Source organism: Acidovorax sp. 22279, assembly GCF_052045435.1.
Lineage (GTDB): Bacteria > Pseudomonadota > Gammaproteobacteria > Burkholderiales > Burkholderiaceae_C > Acidovorax > Acidovorax delafieldii.
Genome location: NZ_JBQEOV010000029.1, coordinates 15,382 through 26,155, shown reverse-complemented (window position 1 = coordinate 26,155; position 10,774 = coordinate 15,382). Strand labels below are relative to the sequence as shown.

At 61.3% G+C, this 10,774-nt stretch carries 13 protein-coding genes and 1 pseudogene; 5 read left to right on the top strand and 9 right to left on the bottom strand.

What is annotated here, in order from left to right; translation table 11 throughout:
* Positions 1-166 (top strand): annotated as a pseudogene (locus tag ACTJKQ_RS24275) (DUF4148 domain-containing protein); the annotation flags it as partial.
* A gap of 291 nt (positions 167-457) precedes the next feature.
* On the opposite strand, the gene ACTJKQ_RS24270 reads toward ACTJKQ_RS24275, so the two are convergent.
* From ACTJKQ_RS24270 to ACTJKQ_RS24230, 9 genes are all read right to left on the bottom strand, one after another.
* A complete protein-coding gene (locus ACTJKQ_RS24270; RefSeq protein ID WP_440598342.1) occupies positions 458-874 on the bottom strand; it encodes a F0F1 ATP synthase subunit epsilon in 417 nt (138 codons plus the stop codon).
* A 75-nt stretch (positions 875-949) separates the two neighbouring features.
* A complete protein-coding gene (gene atpD / locus ACTJKQ_RS24265; RefSeq protein ID WP_056058846.1) occupies positions 950-2,356 on the bottom strand; it encodes a F0F1 ATP synthase subunit beta in 1,407 nt (468 codons plus the stop codon).
* A gap of 33 nt (positions 2,357-2,389) precedes the next feature.
* Positions 2,390-3,256: a F0F1 ATP synthase subunit gamma gene (gene atpG, locus ACTJKQ_RS24260; RefSeq protein ID WP_056058853.1), complete on the bottom strand. Its 867-nt coding sequence runs from the start codon at positions 3,254-3,256 to the stop codon at positions 2,390-2,392.
* Between the two features lie 18 nt (positions 3,257-3,274).
* Entirely contained in the window at positions 3,275-4,828 is a 1,554-nt protein-coding gene (atpA, locus tag ACTJKQ_RS24255) for a F0F1 ATP synthase subunit alpha (protein WP_056058856.1), read from the bottom strand.
* A 42-nt stretch (positions 4,829-4,870) separates the two neighbouring features.
* Positions 4,871-5,413, bottom strand: a complete 543-nt coding sequence (locus tag ACTJKQ_RS24250; RefSeq protein WP_056058859.1) for a F0F1 ATP synthase subunit delta — start codon at positions 5,411-5,413, stop codon at positions 4,871-4,873.
* 10 nt (positions 5,414-5,423) lie between these two features.
* Positions 5,424-5,894, bottom strand: a complete 471-nt coding sequence (locus ACTJKQ_RS24245; protein ID WP_056058864.1) for a F0F1 ATP synthase subunit B — start codon at positions 5,892-5,894, stop codon at positions 5,424-5,426.
* A 34-nt stretch (positions 5,895-5,928) separates the two neighbouring features.
* A complete protein-coding gene (gene atpE / locus ACTJKQ_RS24240; protein WP_015012210.1) occupies positions 5,929-6,198 on the bottom strand; it encodes a F0F1 ATP synthase subunit C in 270 nt (89 codons plus the stop codon).
* Positions 6,199-6,252: 54 nt separating this feature from the next.
* On the bottom strand, positions 6,253-7,131 hold the full coding sequence (gene atpB / locus ACTJKQ_RS24235) for a F0F1 ATP synthase subunit A (protein WP_010467223.1): 879 nt from the start codon (positions 7,129-7,131) through the stop codon (positions 6,253-6,255).
* 19 nt (positions 7,132-7,150) lie between these two features.
* Positions 7,151-7,624 (bottom strand): ATP synthase subunit I, encoded by a 474-nt coding sequence (locus tag ACTJKQ_RS24230; protein WP_056058866.1) that lies wholly within the window; start codon positions 7,622-7,624, stop codon positions 7,151-7,153.
* A gap of 287 nt (positions 7,625-7,911) precedes the next feature.
* On the opposite strand from ACTJKQ_RS24230, the gene ACTJKQ_RS24225 reads away from it, so the two are divergent.
* From ACTJKQ_RS24225 to ACTJKQ_RS24210, 4 genes are read left to right on the top strand one after another with little or no spacing between them, the layout of a single operon-like run.
* Positions 7,912-8,229, top strand: a complete 318-nt coding sequence (locus ACTJKQ_RS24225) for a YbeD family protein (protein ID WP_056058869.1) — start codon at positions 7,912-7,914, stop codon at positions 8,227-8,229.
* 21 nt (positions 8,230-8,250) lie between these two features.
* Complete coding sequence (lipB, locus tag ACTJKQ_RS24220) at positions 8,251-8,946, top strand: lipoyl(octanoyl) transferase LipB (RefSeq protein WP_116748670.1); 696 nt, start codon at positions 8,251-8,253, stop codon at positions 8,944-8,946.
* Positions 8,947-8,961: 15 nt separating this feature from the next.
* A complete protein-coding gene (lipA, locus tag ACTJKQ_RS24215) occupies positions 8,962-9,942 on the top strand; it encodes a lipoyl synthase (protein ID WP_056058875.1) in 981 nt (326 codons plus the stop codon).
* Positions 9,943-9,975: 33 nt separating this feature from the next.
* On the top strand, positions 9,976-10,689 hold the full coding sequence (locus ACTJKQ_RS24210; protein ID WP_440598341.1) for an AraC family transcriptional regulator: 714 nt from the start codon (positions 9,976-9,978) through the stop codon (positions 10,687-10,689).
* Positions 10,690-10,774 lie beyond the last annotated feature (85 nt).

Sequence of the window (10,774 nt, the reverse complement as noted above, 5' to 3'; positions counted from 1 at the left end):
GGCTGCCGAAGCCGCTACCGTGGCCCAGACCCGCTCCATCGAACCCGCTGGTTCGCGTGTGGTGACTTACAAGTCCACGGCTGACCGTGCTGCTGTGCGTGCCCAGGCTGCTGAAGCCCTGCGCACGGGCCAGATCTCTTCGGGCGAAATCGGCAACGCGATGTAATTGCGAAGGCCCCATGCGGACCGCATGAGGGCTTTGTGAAAAGTGCCAATGCAAAAGGCCGGGGCCCTGTGAGGGGCCCCGGCCTTTTTTAGTCTGGCGGGCAGCCGTTTCGTTTCGGAGCAGCGCTAAAAGTCACCGACCATCCACATCAAACGGAACTCATGGCAATCCACGGCTGGGGGGAGCATATGCATCATGGCAAGGCCAATGCTGGAGGGCATCCACACAGCGCAGAAATAAAAAAACCCGGCATTGCCGGGTTTTTTGCCGCACAGGGGTGCTCGCAAAAGCTTACTTCTTCTGGCGGAACTTGCGCAGTGCCGCAATCTGGGCTGCCATAACAGCCAGCTCGGACTGGGCCTTGGCCAGATCGATGTCGCTCTTGGCGTTCTTGAGCGCTTCTTCGGCTGCAGACTTGGCTGCGTTGGCCTTCTCGTCGTCCAGGTCCTTGCCACGGATGGCGGTGTCGGACAGCACGGTCACGCAGCTGGGTTGCACTTCCAGAATGCCACCGGCCACGAAAACGAACTCTTCGCCACCGTCAGCCATTTCGATGCGCACCGAGCCCGGCTTGATGCGGGTGATCAGCGGGGTGTGGCGGGGGTAGATGCCCAGTTCGCCAGCTTCGCCGGGCAGAGCGACAAAACGCGCTTCACCGGAGAAGATGGACTCTTCGGCACTGACCACATCAACGTGGATGGTGTTCATCATTGCTCCTAGGAAAAGGTGGGTTGCTTGATTGCTGAAGGCCGCGCTGCCATGGGCTGCCCGGCCGACGGCTCATCAGGCCACCTTCTTGGCCTTTTCGAAGGCTTCGTCAATGGTGCCCACCATGTAGAACGCTTGCTCTGGCAGGTGGTCGCACTCGCCGTTCACGATCATCTTGAAACCGCGGATGGTTTCCGACAGGGGAACGTACTTGCCTGGCGAACCCGTGAACACTTCGGCCACGTGGAAAGGCTGCGACAGGAAACGCTGGATCTTGCGAGCGCGGGCCACGGCCAGCTTGTCTTCAGGAGCCAGTTCGTCCATGCCCAGGATGGCGATGATGTCGCGCAGTTCCTTGTAGCGTTGCAGCGTACCTTGCACGGCGCGGGCCGTGGTGTAGTGGTCTTCGCCCACCACGTTCGGGTCCAGCTGGCGGCTGGTGGAGTCCAGAGGATCCACGGCGGGGTAGATACCCAGCGAAGCGATGTCACGCGACAACACCACGGTGGAGTCCAAGTGAGCAAACGTCGTGGCAGGCGATGGGTCGGTCAAGTCATCCGCTGGCACATACACGGCCTGGATGGAAGTGATCGAACCGACCTTGGTGGACGTAATACGCTCTTGCAGGCGGCCCATTTCTTCTGCCAGCGTAGGCTGGTAGCCCACGGCGGAAGGCATACGGCCCAGCAGAGCGGACACTTCGGTACCGGCCAGCGTGTAGCGGTAGATGTTGTCCACGAAGAACAGCACGTCACGGCCTTCGTCCCGGAAGGATTCCGCGATGGTCAGGCCGGTCAGGGCCACGCGCAGACGGTTGCCTGGGGGCTCATTCATCTGGCCGTACACCATGGCGACCTTCGAGTCTTCGAGCTTCTCGAGGTTCACCACGCCGGAATCGGCCATTTCGTGATAAAAGTCGTTCCCTTCACGGGTACGCTCGCCCACACCAGCGAACACCGACAGACCACTGTGGGCCTTGGCGATGTTGTTGATGAGTTCCATCATGTTCACGGTCTTGCCCACACCGGCGCCACCGAACAGACCCACCTTGCCGCCCTTGGCGAACGGGCACACCAGGTCGATCACCTTGATGCCGGTTTCCAGCAGCTCTTGCGATGGCGACAGTTCGTCGTACGCAGGGGCCTTGCGGTGGATGGAGGCCGTCAGGTCCTGGCTGACCGGACCGCGTTCGTCGATGGGCGTGCCCAGCACGTCCATGATGCGGCCCAGCGTCGCCTTGCCCACAGGCACGGTGATGGGGTTGCCGGTGTTGGACACCATGATGCCGCGACGCAGGCCGTCGGACGAACCCAGGGCAATGGTACGCACCACGCCGTCGCCCAGCTGCTGTTGCACTTCCAGCGTCAGCGACGAGCCTTCGAGCTTCAGGGCGTCATAAATCTTGGGCATCTGGTCGCGGGGGAACTCCACGTCCACCACAGCGCCGATACATTGAACAATCTTGCCTTGCACTTGAGCCATTTTTCGCTCCAATAAAGTAGTTTGTTGAGCTGCTTACACAGCAGCGGCGCCAGCCACGATTTCCGAAAGTTCTTTCGTGATCGCTGCCTGGCGCGTCTTGTTGTAGACCAGCTTCAACTCGCCAATGACGCTGCCGGCGTTGTCGGTGGCAGCCTTCATGGCCACCATGCGCGCCGACTGCTCGGACGCCATGTTTTCCGCAACCGCCTGGTAGATCAGGGACTCGACATAACGGACCAGCAGCTCGTCGATGACGCTTTGCGCATCGGGCTCATAGATGTAGTCCCAGCCGTGTTCCGTCTTCTCAGCCTGCATCTGCTCGGAGGACAGGGGGAGCAACTGCTCCACCACCGATTCCTGCTTCATGGTGTTGATGAACTTGGTGTAGCTCAGGTACACCGCGTTGATCTTGCCTTCTGCGTATGCATCGAGCAGCACCTTCACCGGGCCAATCAGCTTGTCCAGGTGGGGGGTGTCACCCAGTCCCGTCACGTGCGAAACCACCTTGGCGCCCACACGGTTCAGGAAACCCAGGCCCTTGTTGCCAATCGCCACGGCTTCGGTCGAGACGCCAGCACCTTGCAGTTCACGCAGCTTGGTCGTCACGGCACGCAACACGTTCGTGTTCATGCCGCCACACAGACCCTTGTCGGTGGTGATGACGATGACGCCAGCGGTCTTGGCATCGTTCACTTTCATGAACGGATGCACGTACTCTGGGTTGGCCTTGCCGAGGTTGGCTGCAATGTTGCGGATCTTCTCGCTGTATGGGCGGGCAGCCCGCATCCGGTCCTGCGCCTTGCGCATTTTGGATGCGGCCACCATTTCCATGGCTTTGGTGATCTTCTTGGTGTTTTCCACCGATTTGATCTTGCCGCGTATTTCCTTGCCTGCTGCCATGATGGCTCCTCGTCCGGTTTAAGCGAACGACTTCTTGAACGCGGCGATCGCTGCGGTCAATTCGGCTTCTGCGTCCTTGTCCATGGCCTTGGCCTGCTCCAGCTTGGCCAGCAAAGCGGCGTGGCTGGTCTTCAGGAACTGGTGCAGGCCGTGTTCGAAGTCGAGCACCTTCTTGACGTCGATGTCGTCCATGAAGCCCTTGTTCACAGCGAACAGCGTGGAAGCCATCAGCGAGATGGGCAGTGGGCTGTACTGTGCCTGCTTGAGCAGTTCGGTCACGCGGGCACCGCGGTCCAGCTGCTTGCGGGTGGCTTCGTCCAGATCGGAGGCAAACTGCGCGAACGCAGCCAGTTCGCGGTACTGGGCCAAGTCGGTACGGATACCACCGGACAGGTTCTTCACCAGCTTGGTCTGGGCTGCACCGCCGACGCGCGACACCGAGATACCGGCGTTGATAGCGGGGCGGATACCGGCGTTGAACAGGCTGGTTTCCAGGAAGATCTGACCGTCGGTGATCGAAATCACGTTGGTAGGCACGAAAGCGGACACGTCGCCAGCTTGCGTTTCGATGATGGGCAGTGCCGTCAACGATCCTGTCTTGCCCTTGACTTCACCCTTGGTGAAGGCTTCGACGTAGTCGGCGTTCACGCGGGCTGCGCGTTCGAGCAAACGGCTGTGGAGATAGAACACGTCGCCAGGATAGGCTTCACGGCCTGGTGGGCGGCGCAGCAGCAGGGACACTTGGCGGTAGGCAACGGCTTGCTTGGACAGATCGTCATACACGATCAGCGCGTCTTCACCGCGGTCGCGGAAGTACTCGCCCATCGTGCAGCCCGAGTAGGCCGACACGTACTGCATGGCGGCCGATTCGGAAGCCGATGCGGCCACCACAATCGTGTACTCCATGGCGCCGGCTTGTTCCAGAGCGCGCACCACGTTCTTGATCGAAGAAGCCTTCTGACCAATAGCGACGTAGATACAGGTAACGCCCTGACCCTTCTGGGCAATGATGGCGTCGATGGCGACGGCCGTCTTGCCGGTCTGGCGGTCACCAATGATCAGCTCGCGCTGGCCACGGCCCACGGGCACCATCGAGTCGATGGACTTCAGGCCGGTCTGCAGAGGCTGGTCCACAGATTTACGGGCGATCACACCAGGAGCAACCTTTTCGATCACGTCGGTGAGCTTGGCGTTGATGGGACCCTTACCGTCGATCGGCTGGCCCAGGGCATTCACCACGCGGCCGATCAGTTCGGGGCCGACTGGCACTTCCAGAATACGGCCCGTGCACTTCACGGTGTCGCCTTCGGAGATATGCTCGTACTCGCCCAGAATCACGGCGCCGACGGAGTCGCGCTCAAGGTTCAGCGCCAGACCGTAGGAGGGCTGGCCGTCCTTGGTCGCGGGGAACTCGAGCATTTCGCCCTGCATCACGTCCGACAGGCCATGAACGCGCACGATACCGTCGGACACGGACACCACGGTACCCTGGTTGCGGATATCGCTGCTGGCGGCCAGACCTTCGATGCGGCTCTTGATGAGTTCAGAAATTTCTGCGGGATTGAGTTGCATGACTCTTTCCTTCTTTCTTTGGTTCGCTGTCCTCGCCGCGCATTACGCGATGAGGGCCGCTTTCATTTGTTCAAGACGGGCCTTGACCGAAGTGTCCAGCACCTCGTCACCCACCACTACGCGAATACCACCGATCAGGGACTCATCCAGCTTCACAGCGAGGTTGAGCTTGCGGCCGAAGCGCTTTTCCAGCGCTGCGCTGACCTCAGACAGTGCAGCACTGTCCATCGGAAATGCGCTGTACACCACGGCATCCGAAGATCCGTTGCGACGATTCACGAGGGCACGAAACTGCGCAGCCACTTCCGGGAGCGCATCAATGCGTCCGTTGTCGATGACTGTGCGCAGGAAATTTTTGGCCATATCCGGCAGGGCCGAACGGGCGACCCCGGTGAATACAGCGAACACCTGGTCTGCCGTCACCTTGGGGTTGTCCGCCAACTGACGCAGCTGGGGGTTGGCGGCAATCGCCGCCAGTTCGTCCATCCAGGCAGCGGTGCTGCCCAGATCGACGCCCGCGCCCGCAGTGGCAGCCTTGAACAAGGCATCGGCGTAAGGGCGGGCAATGGTGGCGAGTTCAGCCATGTGTGTCCCCTTACAGCTCGGTCTTCAGGCGGTTGAGCAGGTCGGCATGGACGCCAGCATTGACTTCCTTGCGGAGAATCTGCTCGGCACCCTTGACGGCCAACGCTGCCACCTGCTCACGCAGGGCTTCGCGGGCTTGGACCGTCTGCTGCTCGGCTTCAGCGCGGGCAGCAGCAACAATCTTGTTGCCTTCCTCTGTGGCGCGGGCCTTGGCTTCTTCGATGATGGCCTGGGCACGACGGTCGGCGTCCGCAAGACGCGAGGCCGTCTCGTTGCGCGCCTGTGACAGTTCCTTCTCGACGCGCTGGTTGGCAGCGGTCAGTTCGGATTTGGCACGGTCGGCAGCTGCGAGGCCATCGGCGATTTTCTGGGCTCGCTCATCCAGCGCCTTCGCGATCGGGGGCCACACGAATTTCATCGTGAACCACACGAGGATCAGGAAGACGATGGCCTGAACGAACAGGGTCGCATTGATACTCACGGCAACACCTTTCTAAAGTGGCGTTGAACGGGAATTACTTGGGCAGGTTGGCCAAGAGCGTGGAAACGAAGGGGTTGGCGAAAGCGAACAGCAGAGCGATAGCCACGCCGATCAGGAACGCGGCGTCGATCAGACCAGCCAAGATGAACATCTTGGTTTGCAGTTCGTTGATCAGTTCAGGCTGACGTGCCGACGATTCGAGGAACTTGCCACCCATCAGGGCGATGCCGATGGAAGCGCCGATAGCGCCCAGACCAACGATCAGACCACAAGCCAGAGCGACGAGACCGAGAATGTTTTCCATGATGACTCCTGAGTTAAAAAGAAAAGTTAAGGAAAGAAAAAACGAAAGGGAAACTTAGTGCGCGTTGTGCGCCTGACCGAGGTAGATCAGCGCCAGCATCATGAAAATGAACGCTTGCAGCGAGATCACCAAAATGTGGAACAGCGTCCAGATGGTGCCAGCGATGACGTGGCCCACAGGCAGCAGCACACCCGACAGCGACAGGGCCGCAGCACCACCCATGAGGGCGATGAGCATGAACACCAGCTCGCCAGCGTACATGTTGCCAAACAACCGCATGCCGTGGGACACGGTGTTGGCGACATATTCAATGATCTGCATGAGCAGATTCACCACGCCCAGGATCAGGGCGAAGATAGGATTCTTGCTGGTGCCGAAAGGAGCCGACACCAGTTCGTGTGCCCAGCCGCCAGCACCCTTGATCTTGACGCTGTACCAGAAGCGCAGGATCAGGATGGCAAAGGCGAGGCCCAGCGTGGTAGACAGGTCAGCCGTAGGCACGACACGCAGATAGGCGTGGTGAGGATCGTGGCCGGCGGCGCCATAGATTTGCGCCCAGATGGCGGGCAGCAGGTCCACAGGCAGCATGTCCATGAAGTTCATCAAGAAGATCCAGACGAACACCGTCAGACCCAGGGGCGCAATGAACTTGCGGCTTTCAGCGTTGTGAATGTTCGCCTTGGCCTGGTTGTCCACCATCTCGACCAGCATCTCGACCGCTGCCTGGAAGCGTCCAGGCACACCAGAGGTTGCCTTACGGGCAGCTGACCACAGAATCAAAAGGGTGAGAGCACCCAGAACCAAACCGACGATGATCGAGTCATAGTTGATGACAGTGAAATCAACGATCTTGGTCTGGTTGACGTTTTGAAGATGCTGCAGGTGGTGAACGATGTATTCACTTGCAGTCGGAGCGTGCGCTTCTGCGGCCATCGGACAACTCTTCTCTCTATCAATCGGTTTTTCGGACACCAGGCCGCACCAACAGTGCCACCCAGTACGTTTTCATTGCGACCACCATGCCAATCAGCAAGGCAATCCAGCTCAAGCCCGGCACCAGCCGAGGTGCCGCCGCCAGCAGCGCCACCGTCAACATGATCTTGGCGATTTCCCACCCAAAGAACCCCACCATGGCAGCCCGCGGATTGGATGACGCCTTGTGGCGCAACACACCGCGGGCAAACAGTGCGGCCGGAGCCACCACTGCCAGGGCACCGTAGGCTGCAGACCAACCCACCACCGCCCTGCCCGTCAGAACCCAGGCCACCAGGGCCACCAGCATTCCGACCAGCGCCTGACCTGCCACCACCTTCCACACCGAGAGGGGCGGATGGCGACTGCGCCACTGCTGCGCCTCTTGGGCCGTCAGGGGCTTGAAGTCAGATTCTTCAGCCTCAGTTTCAGTCTCTGGCGGGATTGTTTTCATTGATGAATGACGCCCGCGTTACAGACCGCAACTTTTACAAAGCCTCTAATTATAAGTAAAAACCCATGGCACCAGACAAAAACCCGCAAACGTGCCTGTGGGCTTCGTGTGCGCCTGCTCTGTTGTGGTGATGCGCCAACGGCTTTTGCGCTCCAAAAACCTCGCGCAATGCACCGATCTGGCGCACGCCAAACACACAATTCAAACACCCTCGTCAGCCCCTGGCGCACAATGACAGTGCATGCCTAGCTATTGAAACTGCAGCATCCCTACCACCGCGATCCACCATGACATCCTCCAATCCGCCGCCCGCCAACGGCCTCGATACGCAGGCAACAGATCCACGCAAAGACTCGCTGATCGAATACCCCTCCAAGTTCCCGATCAAGGTCATGGGCGCCAAGGTGGATGGGTTCGTGCACGCGGTGACCGAACTGGCCCGCCAGTTTGACCCCACCTTCGACGCCGCCACCATTGAACTGCGCGACAGCCGCGCAGGCAATTACCTCGGAGTAACCATCACCATCACGGCGACCAGCCGCGAGCAGCTGGACGACCTGTACCGTGCGCTGTCATCGCATCCGCTGGTGAAAGTGGTGCTGTAGCCGCCCTCCGCAAGTTGCGCCATGACGATTGACATCCGCCTGCTGGGCCGTGTGGACTACGCCAGCACTGTGCAGGCCATGCAGGACTACACGACCACACGTACGCCCTCTGACCCGGATACGCTTTGGATTTGTGAGCACCCGCCGCTTTACACCCAAGGCATTGCAGGCAAAAGCGATCATGTGCTTGACCCAGGCGAGATCCCCGTCATCGCAACCAACCGGGGTGGGCAGGTCACCTTCCACGGACCGGGCCAGGTGGTCGCGTACCCGCTGATCGACCTGCAACGCGCGGGCTATTTCGTCAAGGAATACGTTTATCGCGTCGAAGAGTCCGTGATCCGTGCGCTGGCGCACTTCGGCGTCACAGGCCACCGGGTTGCCGGCGCACCCGGCATTTATGTGCGCCTGGATGATCCGCGCAGCCACGCCATGCTGCCCCAACGCCCCCAAAAACGAGCGGGCTCGGAGGCGCCCACGCCCGACTTCGAAGGCCTGGGCAAGATCGCGGCGCTCGGCATCAAGGTCAGCCGCCACTGCACCTACCACGGCGTGGCGCTGAACGTGAACATGGACCTGGAGCCCTACGGCCGCATCAACCCTTGCGGTTACGCAGGATTGAAAACGGTGGACCTTTCTACAATCGGGGTCCACACCACCTGGGAAGAAGCCGCGCAGGTGCTGGGCCAGCAGCTCAGCATCCGGTTGGCGCCCTGAACTCTGCCTACAGCCATGAGCACCCCTGAAGTCGTCCGCGAAGCGCAATCCACCGAAGCCTACAACCCGCTGGCCAAGCAAAAGGCTGCGGCCAAGCTGTCGCGCATTCCGATCAAGGTGGAGCAGGGCGAAGTGCTCAAGAAGCCCGAGTGGATCCGCGTGAAGGCGGGCAGCCCCACCACGCGTTTCTACGAAATCAAGGAAATCCTGCGCGAGCACAAGCTGCACACGGTGTGCGAAGAAGCGTCTTGCCCCAACATCGGTGAATGCTTTGGCAAAGGCACGGCCACCTTCATGATCATGGGTGACAAGTGCACGCGCCGTTGCCCGTTCTGCGACGTGGGCCATGGCCGCCCCGACCCGCTCGACAAGGATGAGCCGCTGAACCTGGCCAAGACCATTGCCGCACTCAAGCTCAAATACGTGGTGATTACCAGCGTGGACCGCGACGACCTGCGCGACGGCGGCAGCGGCCACTTTGTGGAATGCATCCAGAACATCCGCGAGCTGTCGCCCCAGACCCAAATCGAGATCCTGGTGCCCGACTTCCGCGGCCGTGATGACCGCGCGCTCGAAATCCTGAAAGCCGCGCCGCCCGACGTGATGAACCACAACCTGGAAACCGCGCCCCGCCTGTACAAGGAAGCGCGCCCCGGTTCGGACTACCAGTTCAGCCTGAACCTGCTCAAGAAGTTCAAGGCCTTGCACCCCAACGTGCCCACCAAGAGCGGCATCATGGTCGGCCTGGGCGAGACGGACGAAGAGATCCTGCAGGTCATGCGCGACATGCGCGCCCACAACATCGACATGCTGACCATCGGCCAGTACCTGGCGCCCAGCAACAGCCATCTGCCCGTGCGCCGCTACGTGCACCCCGACACCTTCAAGATGTTCGAGGAAGAGGCGTACAAGATGGGCTTCAGCCATGCGGCAGTTGGCGCCATGGTGCGCTCCAGCTACCACGCGGACCAACAGGCGCACGCCGCTGGCGTGTAAGCCCTATCCACCCGGTCCGGTCGCAGGTCACCCATGGGCCCGAATGGTCTGCTCTCGCTGCGCCGCTACGGCGCATCACCGGGCAGCCACAGCCATGACCATTTCCAGATTCTGCTGGGACTCTCCGGAGCGCTGGACCTGGAGGTGGCGGGCCGTGGCGTGCGCGTGGCACCCGGCGGCGGCTGCGTGATTGCCCCGGGAGATCGGCACGACTTTGAATCGTCCCGTGGCAGCCTGTGCCTGGTGCTCGACAGCGCACACCCCGACTGGGCGCGCTGTACCGGCCAACGCCGCTCGACCAAACCACCCGCCGACGCACTGCCACTGGCGCACTATCTGGCGAGCGCACTGCAACAAGACCGCCCGCTGGCACAAACCTACGGCCCTGCGCTCTTGCTGGAGGCGTGGCTCGACAGCACCCATTCCGACTGTTCCACGCCCGGCCCTACGCGCGGCCGCACCATCAACTGGCCCGCCCTGCAGCAATGGGCGGCGCAGCAATGGCACCGTGAACTGACCGTGGCCGACCTGGCGGCGCAGGTGCATCTGAGCCCCAGCCAGTTTTCTGCCCGATGCCGGGACGACCAGGGCATGGGCGCCATGGCCTGGCTGCGCGGCTTGCGCCTGGCGCAGGCCCGGGTGCTGCGCAGCACGGGCATGACGGTGGCCGAGGTGGCGCTGCGCACGGGCTACCGCTCGCCCTCGGCTTTGACTGCCGCATTGCGCCGGGCTGAGCAGCACACATAACGGCCGGCGACGGCTGGCAACCAGGCCAAAACCTTGGCGCGCGACGACTCACCGGTGTTGCGCGACGACTCACCACAGCGGGCGC